This window comes from Flavobacterium sp. (assembly GCF_965277525.1).
Classification (GTDB): domain Bacteria; phylum Bacteroidota; class Bacteroidia; order Flavobacteriales; family Flavobacteriaceae; genus Flavobacterium.
This window is the reverse complement of the sequence record NZ_CBDIDC010000002.1, coordinates 251,509-264,320: the sequence shown is the minus strand read 5'-3', so window position 1 is coordinate 264,320 and position 12,812 is coordinate 251,509. Positions and strand designations below refer to the sequence as shown.

Here is a 12,812-nt window from a genome sequence, read left to right as displayed (position 1 = left end):
TTATTAAAAAACAATAATGGAAAATTACAGCATTATTATATTTATTCTCGCCATCGTTATAGGGCTATCTGCTTTTGCTGATAAGGTAAAACTTCCTTACCCAATTCTGATGGTGATCACCGGAATTGCAATTGGCTTTATTCCGTCAATGGGTGAAATAGAAATCAATCCGGAAATTATCTTCTTACTCTTTCTGCCTCCGTTATTATATGATGCTTCCTTTAACATCTCTCCTAAAGACTTCAGAACTAATATTAATACCATTGGTACCTTAGCCATATCATTAGTTTTCCTGACCACAATTGGAATTGCCGTTGTAGCCCGTTATATAATTCCCGGAATGACCTGGCCATTAGCTTTTGTATTAGGTTCTATCCTTTCTGCTACTGATGCCGTTGCAGCCATAAGTATCACAAAAGGGTTAAATCTATCCCATAAAACCCTAACGATTCTCGAAGGCGAAAGTCTGATCAACGATGCCTCTGCACTTGTTGCTTATCGTTTTGCCATAGCAGCCGTAATGGGATCCGCTTTTGTAATCTGGAAAGCAACCTTACAATTTATACTATTACTTGGAGGTGGTTTTCTGGTAGGTTTTGTAATGGCAAAAATCCTCGCTTTTATACTAAGCAAAGTCCATAAGAAGAATGCTGAAGTTACCATTAGCTTTATGCTTTTAATGCCTTTTGTAACTTATCTTATTGCAGAACATTTGCATGTTTCCGGAGTAATTGCCGTCGTGATTTTAGGATTGACAATTGCCCGTTTTAGTAAAAAAATATTTCCGGAAAGCTTAAAAAACCAATCCAGAAGTCTTTGGGATATTATAATTTTTCTCCTCAATGGGCTTATCTTCATCTTAATCGGGCTCAATTTTCGCTATATCCTAAAAGGTATCGACAACGATATGATTTTGCCTTATATTGGTTATGCCCTTATCATAACCATTGTTGCTTTATTAATAAGAATGGCCAGGATATTTCTTCAGAAAATCAATCTTCAAAAAGCTTTTCAAAACACAAAACGAAAAAGAAAAATTAGTGAACATGCGCTTTTAGATTTCAACAACAGCATTATTATCAGTTGGTCCGGAATGCGCGGAATTGTTTCGTTAGCTATTGCTATTGGTATTCCTAAAGAACTGGAAGACGGAACTCCTTTTCCGGAACGCACGATTATAATTTTCATCTCTGTTGCCGTAGTTTTATTAACACTGATTGGTCAGGGACTTACATTGCCTTTTATTGTAAAAAAATTAAATGGTACAGAAGAAGAAAAACAAAAGTCACTTTCTGAATCAGAAAATTAGAATACCCGCATCGATCAACAGAACAGCCTTAATAAAAGTTTAAAATCAACGAAATCCTATAAATAGTCCCACATCAAAATATGAATCAGGAATCAGAAAGCCATTTCGACGAATTTGACAAACCACCAATAATCAGGAGAAAACTTTTACCTTGGTGGATTAAAATCTTTTGTTGGGTTTTTATGATTTTAGCCCTTTGTGCAGTCGGTGCCATCATTATGAACCTCTTTACACCCAACGTCAATATATCAATTTATGGATTTTCGAGTAACACCGTATTCTCAGGAATTGGCATCTTTATTATTGCCATAATCGTACTTAAAGGTTTGCTGCTTATTCTCTTTGGTTTGAAAAACCTAATGCAATCTCAATTGGTAAAATTGATGCCATATGCGGAGTCGTAATTTGTATCGCATCGATGTTTGTACTTCCTTTTAGTACCAATGACGGTCATTTTCCGTTGCGATTAGAAATTCTACTCCTTGTTCCATACTACATGAGACTAAACAAAATCGAATATGAATGGGATAATTTAGAAAGTTTGTAAAATCATATTATCAACCAAATAATATTCAAAAATGAAAAATCATATCTTACTATTATTTCTTCTTTTTAATATAAATTTGACTTTTTCGCAACAAAAAAAAGTGCAAAAAATAAAGAATCATGATACTTTCAACAAAACAATTAATATCACTGATAAAAATTTAAAATCTTTTATTCCAAAAGGCTACGAAGCAATCGCACAAAAAAAAGGCGATTTAAATCTTGATAAAATTGACGACTGTATTCTAGTTTTGCGAAAAGCTACTGAAGAAACAACATCGAATATGAACGAAAGTAAACCGGACAAAAGACCCGTTTTACTCTTATTAGGTCAAAAAGACGGAAGCTATAAATTGAGCTGCAAAAACGAAAATGTTGCTTACTGTATTGATTGTGGCGGTGTGTTTGGAGATCCTTTTAACGGAATTACCATCAAAAACGGCTTTTTTTCTATTGAGCACAAAATCGCAGGCGGACATCATTGGGAGCAAATTATTACTTTTAAATTCAATAAAGCCAAAAACAATTGGTACCTATACAAAGATCATTTTATCAATTACGTCTTCAATGCAAGTAACGATCCTAATGCAGATGCTCTCATCGCAGATGTTGATAAACTAAAAACAGTTAAAGATTTTGGAGAAATTTCATTTCAAAACTTTAATATTTATTCTAAAAAAGAATATTAGTTTATCCTCTTAATAAAATAGCAGTTTATATATTTCTAACAAACAGTTTCCTTTTTTATTTGTAATTTCGATTTTCATTAAAATACAACTATAAAAATGGCTTCATTTATTAAAGAATTATCTTTTCGCTGGTCTGATCTTGACCCTAATTTTCACGTGCGTCACAGTGCTTATTATGATTTTGGTGCACAACATCGTATCGAAATCCTTGAAGAACTGGGTTTAACCCTTAAAGTGATGCAAACACAAAGTTTTGGTCCTGTTTTGTTTAGAGAAGAATGTATTTTTAGAAAAGAATTAAAACTTTCTGACAAGATATTCCTTCATACCAAAACATCGAAAATGAAAGCCGATGCATCACGCTGGTCCATCATTCACGAATTTAGAAGAGAAGATGATACACTTTGTGCTGTTATTACAGTTGATGGCGCCTGGATGGATACCAAACTTCGCAAATTAGCTTCTCCAACTCCTGAAATTGCAATACAGGCTTTAAGTATATTCCCTAAAAGTGATGACTTTGTTGGGCTTTAAATAAAACCTGATTCATAATCATAAAAACCGTTACAAATTAATGTAACGGTTTTTTAAATTTAATTAGCCTGTACTTATTCTGCGACCACTTTAAAATTACTGTTTAAATTTTCTCCGGAAACATTTAGCATATAAATACCGGATGCTTTTTTATTCGCAACATTTAAAGCAAAAATTCCGTTTCCGTCAGAAGTGATTTTTTCTTTCAGAATAATTTTTCCTGTCATATCGCTTAAAGTAGCAGTTGCAGAAGACAAATTATGATTTGGAATATTGATATAAAGCTGATCTTTTATGGGGTTAGGATATACAAAAATGTTGTTTTTAACCTGACTGAATTTATCTGTACTCAAAAATAACTGTGTATATAATCCCAATACCTCATTTGCATTTAATGGGTAGTTAAAGATCTGAAGTTCGTCAAATTGGCCTTTATAGGGTGCCGGAGCTGTACCAGATGACAACTCAAGTTCACCAATATTTCCAATTATTAAATCAGTTGTTTCACCAATTCCCGTAACTGCTGTTTCATCAAGCTCAGCAGAGAAAACCCCATTGGTATAAATTCTCATTTTATGAGCAACAATATCCCTCATGATAACCACATTTACCCAATCTCCGGTAAAATATTTAGCTGCGGCCGTAGTCACTTCTTTCTTTGTAATATCATCATCTATGGCAAAACGCAAAAGACCACCCTTGATCTCTATATTGTACCTTTTACCCGTTGCACCCGTTGTGGCATTTTTGGTAAAGGAGCCTTTACACAATATATAAATACTCGTTGTCGAAGAGCCTGGTAATAAGGCCGGAGCCGCTTTCATCCAAAAAGAAACCGTAAACGAATTTTTATCAAACAGTAAATAATCCTGATTGGGGATAGTTACCAAAGATTTATTATTCAGTGATGTCGAAAAATCGATTGCTTTGTTTGCCTTCCCCGAAACCCTGACTGAAGCATTATCGAAAGCTGCATCTAGTATACCGTGATTAGCATAACTTGTGATATCAGCAATTTGTTCGCCTTCAGATGCTGCTTCTTTAAATGGCCAATGCCCCACAAGAGCCGGTGTAATAGCACGAAAACTCCAAACATCTCCCGTTGCAATTCCTTTAGCATTTGTAGCATCAATTCTCCAGTAATAATTTATTGCCGGACTTAAACCCGTCACCTGATACGATGGACTGGCAGAGTAGGCTACATCAGTCAATTTAGTTAAACTTGAAGCATCTGTACCAAAAAATACAGCATAATTAGTTGTATTAGGACTTCCATTCCATTTCAAAATCACATTACCATTTGCCAGTTCTACCGTACTTAATTCGTTTGCAGGCGTTGGAGTACTTGTTTTTGTTGGTGCTGATGGAATTGGCGGAGTAGTTATCATTGCTATCGCATTATATACTGATGATTCGGTACTATTTGTTGCCTTAACGCGATAATAATATTTTGTATTCGGACTTAAGTCTGTATCATCATAACTTGTACTATTAGCTCCTAATGTGGTAATTACCGTAAAATCAGTGCCATTAACAGAACGTTCCAAAACATAATGATCTTCATTGACAGCATTATCGCCCCAATTAAGGGTTACACTACTGAACGCAGGAACTTCGGTTGAAACTACATTCGAAAAAGTAATATCAGATGGCGGAATGATAAAATCAGGAGGAGTTTCATTTGTTAGTCCGTTTATATATACTTCAATATTCAAATAAGGTGCATGTGTTGTGTTTACCAGCAAAGCATCGGGAACATTTTTATTGAGACCGTTAGCATCTTCCCAGACATCAGGCATACCGTCATTATCAGTATCCAAAGGAGCCGGGGCACCATAAACATGTCCTGCACCTCCGTTTATAAAACCAAATTTCTGCGTTAAATCAGTCTGAACGTAAACATAGGTGGCCGTTATTCCTTTAGACATTAAATCAGCAATCATTAAGTCGTCTACCTGATCACGTCTTGGATAGGAAGCTCCTACGCTTTGCACAATTTTATCATAGGCATTCTGAGCCGTTAATGTTGTATTTTTCATCGGATAATCATAAGGCGTCGATAAAATAGTTGATGCGTCGCCGGTTGGATATCCTGTTAAATCTGCTGGAACCAGAGCACCATTTAAAACTCCGTCTTTGTTGTTGTCAAAATAATTACCTGAACCATACAAAGAGAAGTTATCATTACCTCTGTTAAAAGGCGTAGAAATTGTGGTACTTGTATTGGGGCCACCAATAAAGTAATTATTAATGATATTAACATCTGACCTTCCTGCAGAATCTCCACCCATAATATAAGCATCTCCAGATTCAGCATGTCCATAGGTATTTCCGTAATTACCCCAATTATAGACCACGTTGTTTACAAACTCATTAATTCCTTTTATTTTATTGTTACGCGTTTTGTTGCAGATGTATAAATTCCCAATTAAGCTTATCTTTCCGCCTGAAGGCTGCATCAATCCTCCTGCCGAATGATTATGACGATGCAATCCCTGCCCGATAATCGAATTCTGAATCGTGATATTATCCGGACTTACACCTTTATTATCCCAGTTAATAGAGAAAACTTCATCTGTTCCCCATGTAAAAGTCATGTGATCAAAAATCAGGTTTGCACCGCTTGACAACCCTGATGCATCCTGATTCTGCGCCGTTCCTCCGTAACGAATACGCAAATATCTCGCAATCGTGTTACTCGAGCCTGAAAATGTAACACGTGGCCCTAAAAACACAATTCCTTCTCCGGTTGAAGTTTGGCCGGCAATCGTAGTATTACTGGAAACAACAACCTGAGTTTGTAAATTAACGACACCTCCAACTTTAAAAATTACAAATCTGCCTTCCTGACTTACTGCATCCCGAAATGATCCGGGTCCGCTATCATTTAAATTGGTCACTAAATAAATTTGCGGATTTGCAGCACCTCTTGCTCCTGTTGTATATCTGCCAAAACCGGTGGCTTCCGGAAATGCTAATGTCTGAGCATTTAAATCACCAAAAATTGTAATTAATCCACAGATAATAAGACATTTAAGCCCTTGCTTAAATAGTAAAGTATTTTTTTTCATATAAAAATGGTTATAGATTAGTTACAACCAATTTAGCCATAAGCCCAAAAGAGACTGTCCTGTCCTATCCTGATTTATAAAACTAACTATCAACACGTTACATTTTTATTAACAAAATAGAAATGACATCTGATTCTGATAAGTTAAAATCAGGATAATATTGATTTTACAGAATTTACTTCAAAAATTGTAACAAAAAAATATTATTACAAACAAAAGTGTGATAACATTTTATACAATAAATTACCATTATCAGCCATAGATGCGTATAAAACTTCGTAAATTAGCTTCTCTAACTCCTGAATTTATTTTTGGAAATATATTTTTATAAAAAGCATGGTTTGTAAAACTAATAAACTTCATTTGTTATAAATTTTGAAATTCAAAAAAGCATGATTGATTACATAAAAGACTTTAGAATAGGCATTTTCATTGCTATAATAGCTATTATCACGATTATTTTAGGCGCAATTACGGATAAGGTATTACGCTATTTTTTATATCGAAAACTAAGCAACAAAGAATATGATGCCACTGGTTTTAGATTTTTAAAGCATTTAATCATAACCGTAATCTATATTTTAGGATTCGCCTTTGCTTTAATACAAATTCCTGAATTCAAAATCATTGGTCATTCGTTTTTGGCCGGAGCCGGAGTTATTTCTTTAGTGGCAGGTTTAGCTTCTCAACAAGCTTTAAGCAATATTGTAAGCGGAATTTTTCTCGTAATCTTTAAACCTTTTAGAATTAATGATAAAATCACAATCAATAATTTTGTAGGTACTGTTGAAGATATCAATTTGAGACAAGTCGTCCTAAAAGATGCTGAAAATAACCGAATCATCATACCAAATTCTGTTATTAGCAATCAGATTATTGTAAACACGAATATGCATGATACCAAATGTTGTAAAATAATCGAAATTGGTGTTGGTTATGAATCTGATATCGAAAAAGCATTAGAAATCATGAAAGAGGAAGTTGCCAAGCATCCGCTTTTTATAGACTCCAGAACAGCAGAAGATAAAAAACAAAAAAAGCCATTGGTTACCGCTCGCGTTGTTGCACTGGCAGATTCAAGTGTAACATTAAAAGCCTGGGCCTGGGCAAAAAATTCTACTGATGGTTTTGTTATGTATTGTGATTTATTGCAAAGCATCAAAAAACGTTTTGATGAAAATAATATTGATATTCCGTATCCGCAACAGGTTGTAACTTTAAAAAATAACAAAACCGAGTCGTAATTTCTCATGTTTATTTTCTGATAATTTTAAGATTTTATTTTTTGAATTTTAAAAGGTTAACTTTAATTTTATAAATACTCCGAAAGAAATACATTCAAAAAATGAAAAATATAAAACTTATCCTATTGCTTCTTCCCTTTTTTTGCTTTTCACAGCAAGAAAACATAAAAGCACTCGATATCAATTTAACCAATTATGAATATCCTTTTCCGGTACATTTTTTAGAACTGAGCAATCAGCGTCAATATCTAAAAATGGCCTATATGGATATTAAACCTGAGAATTACAACAATAAAAATATTGTATTACTTCACGGTAAAAACTTTAATGGAGCTTATTGGGAAACCACTATAAAAGCCTTAACAAAAGAAGGTTTCAGGGTAATTGTTCCCGATCAGATAGGTTTTGGAAAATCATCCAAACCGGATAATTTTCAATATACCTTCCAGCAATTAGCTGAGAATACCAAAAAATTACTGGATCACTTAGGAATCGAAAAAACAACAATTTTAGGACATTCCATGGGCGGAATGCTAGCCACAAGATTTGCTCTGATGTATCCTGAAACTACTGAAAAATTGGTTCTGGAAAACCCAATTGGCTTAGAAGGCTGGAAGCTGGTTGTTCCTTACAAACCTGTTGACTGGTGGTACGAATCTGAACTAAAACAAAACTATCAGAATATAAAAAGCTATCAAATGGCGAATTATTATGATGGCAAATGGAATGCCGATTTTCAAAAATGGGCTGAACTTGGCGCAGGCTGGACATCTGCTCCGGATTATGCAACAGTCGCATGGAACTCTGCTTTGATGTATGATATGATTTTTACCCAACCGGTTTTATACGAATTTAAAAATATCAAAAGCCCAACACTTTTGATCATCGGAACGAGAGATAAAACAGCAATAGGAAAACCTTTGGTATCTGAAGAAATTAGAAAAACGATGGGCAATTATCTGGAACTGGGTAAAAAAACACAAAAAACAATTCCGAATTCAAAACTAGTCGAAGTTCCAAACACCGGACATTTACCGCATATTGAATCTTTCGACCAATTTATAAAACCATTAATCGTATTTTTGAAACAATAATTTTTCTAGCCACGAATTACACAAATTAGCACGAATTAATAATAAGAACTCTGCCTAAAAAATCGCGTAAATTTGTTTAATTCACGGCAAACCCTAACTTAAAAACTAAAACACATGTTTACAATCGAACAAATAAAAGAAGCGCATGCTAAAGTACAAAGCGGTGCAGATTTTCCAAATTATATACAAGACTTAATCATTTTGGGCGTAAAAGGTTATGATACCTTTGTCAGTAATGGAAACGTAGAATATTACGGAGTAAATAATTACAAAGTTTCGGCAGACGAAAAATATCCTGAAATTCAGGTTGCTTCCGTTGCGAACAAAGAACGTTTTATTGAATTTCTTGTAATGCATCAGGACGGCCAAACCGATTATCTAACTTTCTGTAATCATGCTGCGCAATCCGGAATTGCAAAGTGGCGTGTTGATATTATCGAAATGACCTGTACGTATTTCGACAAAGCTGATAATGAAATACTAATCGAGAAAATTCCCGGTTAATCAAAAATCTAAACAAAACTTCATGTATAAAAAAATTATCCTGATTGCGTTGTTATCCATTTGCTTTATAGGTTTTTCTCAAAATAAAAAAGCAAATCCTAAATTTAAAGTAATCGCCTTTTATACGGCTAAAAACGATCAGGCGCATATTAGTTTTGTACATGAAGCCAATAAATGGTTTCCAAAAGTAGCGGTGCAAAATCATTTTGAATATGATTCAACCAGCAACTGGGATAATCTAAACGCAAAATTTTTATCGAAATATCAGGTTGTTTTATTTTTAGACACAAGGCCGGAAACGACAAGTCAGCGGGAAGCTTTTCAAAAATACATGGAAAATGGCGGTGGCTGGATTGGATTTCATTTCTCGGCTTTTGCCTTAAACGATTCCGATTATCCTCAAAACTGGAATTGGTACCACAATACGTTTTTAGGTTCAGGTGAATATGGAAGTAATACATGGCGACCAACATCGGCAGTTTTACAAGTTGAAAACCAGCATCCGATAACTAAAAACATTCCTAAAACATTCAAATCTGCACCAAACGAATGGTACAGATGGAGCAATGATTTAAGAAAAAATCCAGATATCAAAATTCTTGTCGCTATTGATGAAAGCAGCTTTCCTTTAGGAACAGGTCCAAAACAAAACGAAATTTGGCATGAGGGTTATTATCCTGTAGTATGGACAAATAAAAACTACAAAATGCTTTATGTCAACATGGGACATAATGATATCGATTATGAACACGGAACCAATAAAACCCTTTCGTATACTTTTGATAATAAAGTAGAAAGCCAATTAATCTTAAACGGATTACTTTGGTTAGGTAATTCTAAAAAAACAAAATAAAGATGTCCAATAAACTTTCTCCCATTATAAATCCGGACGAACTTTTAAACATAAAAGATTCATCTGAACTTATTTTAATCGATGCCAGAGCCGGAATCAATGCCGTAGAAAATTATCAAAACGAACATCTAAAAGGCGCTCGTTATGTCGATTTGAATAAAGATTTGGCAACGGTAGAAAATCCTTCAAACGGAGGAAGACATCCTTTACCATCATTCGAGAAGTTTTCTGAAGTGCTTTCTAAACTGGGAATTTTGCCTGAAAGTCATCTTATAATTTATGATGATAAAAACGGATCGAATGCAGCAGCCCGATTTTGGTGGATGTTACGCGCCATTCAACATGAAAACGTTCAGGTTCTCAACGGAGGTTTACAAGCTGCCATAAAAGAGAGCTTTCCTGTAAGTTCAAAAATAGAAACATTTGAACCAACTGAAAACTATCCAATTGCTAAATGGAATTTGGCTCAGGCCGATATAGATGAAGTCGAAAAAGCCCGAAATAACAAAGAAAATATTGTAATCGATGTAAGAGATAAAAACCGTTTTGATGGCCTCACAGAACCGCTGGATTTAATTGCAGGACATATTCCCGGAGCTATAAATGTTCCGTTTAGCGAAAATTTAGACGAAGATGGATTTTATAAATCGGCTGATGTTTTAGCAAAAAAATATACTGAAATTATAGGCGATAAAAAGCCTGAAAATATAATCGTGCATTGCGGTTCTGGAGTTACTGCCTGTCATACATTACTCGCGATGGATTATGCAGGACTTCCAATTCCTAAACTTTATGTAGGATCCTGGAGCGAATGGTCTAGGAACGATCGAGAATTAGCAACTAAATAAAGCATTGGCTTTAATATTTAACACATAGCTATGTTTGTTTATATAAGTGAAACGCCTATTCTTAAATTTACAAAAGCTATGTTTCTATGTGTTAAGAATACAGACAACAGTTTAAAATACAAATACAAAATGCAGCATTGGGACATACTTTTATCGAATCAGGTAAACAAAAAAGCCTTTATAGATACTTTGCTTTCCGGCGAAGCAAAAGGAGAATTAGCCGTTTTTAACGACAAAAAAGGTATTCTGTTTTCAGACATCGCCATAGAGAAATTCATTGAAAAAGAATACCAATACGATACGGTAGAAGCTTCTCCGGAATCGCACAGACAATTAAGGACTTTTTCATCCGGCGAACGTAAAAAAGAATTCTTAAAATACTGCATCAGTCAAAAACCTGATTTTATCATTTTTGATAATCCGTTTGATCATCTGGATCAGGCCTCGCGTGTAGTTTTAGCTGAATCGCTGAAAGATTTGATAAAAGACATTGCCATTATTCAATTAGTAAACCGGGTGGTAGATGTATTATATTTTGTTCCGAATAAAGCGCAGATCAAAGACAATACATTTGAATTGCACCCTATTTCAAAAACCGAAAACCATTTTAAAACCTTAAATACATCGGCAATTCCAAAAGCGATTGAACCACATTCCTTTCACGAAAGTGTATTAATCAAAATGGAAAATGTTTCTGTGAGCTATGATGACCGCAAAATTGTAGACAATATCTCATGGACGATCAAGCAAGGCGAATTCTGGCAGTTAATTGGACCAAACGGTTCCGGAAAAAGTACTATTTTATCCTTAATCACAGGAGATAATCCAAAAGGTTTTGGACAGAATCTGCATTTATTCGGGAGAAAAAAAGGAACGGGTGAAAGCGTTTGGGACATCAAAAAGCAAATCGGAATTTTCACTACTTCTATGACAGATTTATTTCAAAAAGGACATACTTTAGAAGAGATGATCCTTTCCGGATTTTTTGACTCTATAGGATTGTATATTGAGCCCACTACTTTACAAAAACAAACCGTAGCACAATGGCTTGAAGTAATCGAAATGAGCAATTTACGTAAAAAACGTTTTATTGATCTTTCTATTGGCCAGCAAAGAGTGGCATTAATTGTTCGTGCTGTTCTCAAACATCCGCCCTTATTAATCTTAGATGAACCTGTAGAAGGTCTCGACGATGAAAATGTCGATTTGGTCATTCAGCTGATCAACACCATAAAACAAGAAACAAACGTTAGTATTTTGTATGTGTCACATCGTATCGAAACCGGCCTTGCTCCTACTTCGGTTTTTGAACTCTTGCCAAGTCCAACAGGATCCATCGGAAAAATAAAATACCACTCGGAGTTAAACTAAAACAAATGAAAATCAAATATAGCCTATTGTTAGTCGTATCACTGATAATTACTTCCTGTTGCAGCACAATTTCAACAACAAAAAAAGAATACAAAATCACTGAAACAACTCCATTAAAATCCAATTGGAACTTTAACTCAAAAGAATGGTTTCTCGAAAAAGACACTTTAACAGGAACGGGAGGGCCAATGCACTGGGGAGTAATAGAATCGAAAAAGAAACTTCCTGAGAATTATGAAATCGATTTTAAACTAAACATGACCGAAGAATCATTGTTTGAAGTTATGCTTAACATTGATAAAGATCAGTATATCAGAACATATCTCTATCAAATCGATCAAAATATCGTGATCGGAAAAGGTGTTTACAAAAAAAACAGTGATGAATATGGCAAACGCGGAGGACCAACCTTGTTTAAAAAAGCAATAAAATTAGAAAACAACAAATGGTACTCGGTAAAAATCAGAGTTTCGAATCAACAATTGTTCTTCTCAGTCGATAACGAAACTTTCCTAGAATGTTCCCTTGAAAAAAGCAATCTAAGCCAAAAAGGAAAATTAGGTTTCTTAACCAACGGCGAAGCAAAAGTTATAGACTTAAAGATCAAAAACATTCAATAAAAAATTTTTAAACCATTAAGAGATTAAAAAAAATTAAGTTAGACTAAATGTGAAGCTTAATTTTTCTTAATCTCTTAATGGTAAAACAAAAAAAGCTCTAAACTAGAGCTTTTTTAATACAAGAAAATC

Annotated in this window: 12 protein-coding genes; 11 read left to right on the top strand and 1 reads right to left on the bottom strand. The window is 34.5% G+C overall.

The genetic code is table 11. From position 1 onward, the window contains the following. Positions 1-16: 16 nt before the first annotated feature. The 4 genes from ACQY44_RS03350 to ACQY44_RS03335 all read left to right on the top strand — a co-directional run bounded on the left by ACQY44_RS03350 (position 17) and on the right by ACQY44_RS03335 (position 3,078). Positions 17-1,309 (top strand): Na+/H+ antiporter, encoded by a 1,293-nt coding sequence (locus ACQY44_RS03350; protein WP_428229007.1) that lies wholly within the window; start codon positions 17-19, stop codon positions 1,307-1,309. An 80-nt stretch (positions 1,310-1,389) separates the two neighbouring features. Further along, positions 1,390-1,713, top strand: a complete 324-nt coding sequence (locus ACQY44_RS03345) for a hypothetical protein (protein WP_428229006.1) — start codon at positions 1,390-1,392, stop codon at positions 1,711-1,713. Positions 1,714-1,887: 174 nt separating this feature from the next. Next, on the top strand, positions 1,888-2,544 hold the full coding sequence (locus ACQY44_RS03340) for a hypothetical protein (RefSeq protein ID WP_428229005.1): 657 nt from the start codon (positions 1,888-1,890) through the stop codon (positions 2,542-2,544). A 96-nt stretch (positions 2,545-2,640) separates the two neighbouring features. After that, positions 2,641-3,078 (top strand): acyl-CoA thioesterase, encoded by a 438-nt coding sequence (locus tag ACQY44_RS03335; protein ID WP_428229004.1) that lies wholly within the window; start codon positions 2,641-2,643, stop codon positions 3,076-3,078. A gap of 74 nt (positions 3,079-3,152) precedes the next feature. Here ACQY44_RS03335 and ACQY44_RS03330 read toward each other — a convergent pair whose 3' ends face one another. Then, a complete protein-coding gene (locus tag ACQY44_RS03330) occupies positions 3,153-6,149 on the bottom strand; it encodes a LamG-like jellyroll fold domain-containing protein (protein WP_428229003.1) in 2,997 nt (998 codons plus the stop codon). A gap of 392 nt (positions 6,150-6,541) precedes the next feature. On the opposite strand from ACQY44_RS03330, the gene ACQY44_RS03325 reads away from it, so the two are divergent. From ACQY44_RS03325 to ACQY44_RS03295, 7 genes are all read left to right on the top strand, one after another. Beyond that, positions 6,542-7,393: a mechanosensitive ion channel family protein gene (locus tag ACQY44_RS03325; protein ID WP_428229002.1), complete on the top strand. Its 852-nt coding sequence runs from the start codon at positions 6,542-6,544 to the stop codon at positions 7,391-7,393. A gap of 101 nt (positions 7,394-7,494) precedes the next feature. Continuing rightward, positions 7,495-8,487, top strand: a complete 993-nt coding sequence (locus ACQY44_RS03320; RefSeq protein WP_428229001.1) for an alpha/beta fold hydrolase — start codon at positions 7,495-7,497, stop codon at positions 8,485-8,487. A 114-nt stretch (positions 8,488-8,601) separates the two neighbouring features. Beyond that, positions 8,602-8,991 (top strand): DUF1398 domain-containing protein, encoded by a 390-nt coding sequence (locus tag ACQY44_RS03315; RefSeq protein ID WP_428229000.1) that lies wholly within the window; start codon positions 8,602-8,604, stop codon positions 8,989-8,991. Positions 8,992-9,013: 22 nt separating this feature from the next. Beyond that, a complete protein-coding gene (locus ACQY44_RS03310) occupies positions 9,014-9,844 on the top strand; it encodes a ThuA domain-containing protein (protein ID WP_428228999.1) in 831 nt (276 codons plus the stop codon). A gap of 2 nt (positions 9,845-9,846) precedes the next feature. Then, positions 9,847-10,692, top strand: a complete 846-nt coding sequence (locus ACQY44_RS03305; protein ID WP_428228998.1) for a sulfurtransferase — start codon at positions 9,847-9,849, stop codon at positions 10,690-10,692. A gap of 78 nt (positions 10,693-10,770) precedes the next feature. Beyond that, entirely contained in the window at positions 10,771-12,063 is a 1,293-nt protein-coding gene (locus ACQY44_RS03300) for an ATP-binding cassette domain-containing protein (RefSeq protein WP_428228997.1), read from the top strand. A 5-nt stretch (positions 12,064-12,068) separates the two neighbouring features. Beyond that, the gene (locus tag ACQY44_RS03295) at positions 12,069-12,683 is read left to right on the top strand and encodes a hypothetical protein (RefSeq protein ID WP_428228996.1); all 615 of its coding nucleotides are present in this window, start codon (positions 12,069-12,071) and stop codon (positions 12,681-12,683) included. Positions 12,684-12,812: the final 129 nt, after the last annotated feature.

Coding starts and splice junctions, on each gene's coding strand:
- ACQY44_RS03350 (WP_428229007.1), top strand. CDS start 17: ATGGAAAATTACAGCATTATTATATTTATTCTCGCCATCGTTATAGGG.
- ACQY44_RS03345 (WP_428229006.1), top strand. CDS start 1,390: ATGAATCAGGAATCAGAAAGCCATTTCGACGAATTTGACAAACCACCA.
- ACQY44_RS03340 (WP_428229005.1), top strand. CDS start 1,888: ATGAAAAATCATATCTTACTATTATTTCTTCTTTTTAATATAAATTTG.
- ACQY44_RS03335 (WP_428229004.1), top strand. CDS start 2,641: ATGGCTTCATTTATTAAAGAATTATCTTTTCGCTGGTCTGATCTTGAC.
- ACQY44_RS03330 (WP_428229003.1), bottom strand. CDS start 6,149: ATGAAAAAAAATACTTTACTATTTAAGCAAGGGCTTAAATGTCTTATT.
- ACQY44_RS03325 (WP_428229002.1), top strand. CDS start 6,542: ATGATTGATTACATAAAAGACTTTAGAATAGGCATTTTCATTGCTATA.
- ACQY44_RS03320 (WP_428229001.1), top strand. CDS start 7,495: ATGAAAAATATAAAACTTATCCTATTGCTTCTTCCCTTTTTTTGCTTT.
- ACQY44_RS03315 (WP_428229000.1), top strand. CDS start 8,602: ATGTTTACAATCGAACAAATAAAAGAAGCGCATGCTAAAGTACAAAGC.
- ACQY44_RS03310 (WP_428228999.1), top strand. CDS start 9,014: ATGTATAAAAAAATTATCCTGATTGCGTTGTTATCCATTTGCTTTATA.
- ACQY44_RS03305 (WP_428228998.1), top strand. CDS start 9,847: ATGTCCAATAAACTTTCTCCCATTATAAATCCGGACGAACTTTTAAAC.
- ACQY44_RS03300 (WP_428228997.1), top strand. CDS start 10,771: ATGTTTCTATGTGTTAAGAATACAGACAACAGTTTAAAATACAAATAC.
- ACQY44_RS03295 (WP_428228996.1), top strand. CDS start 12,069: ATGAAAATCAAATATAGCCTATTGTTAGTCGTATCACTGATAATTACT.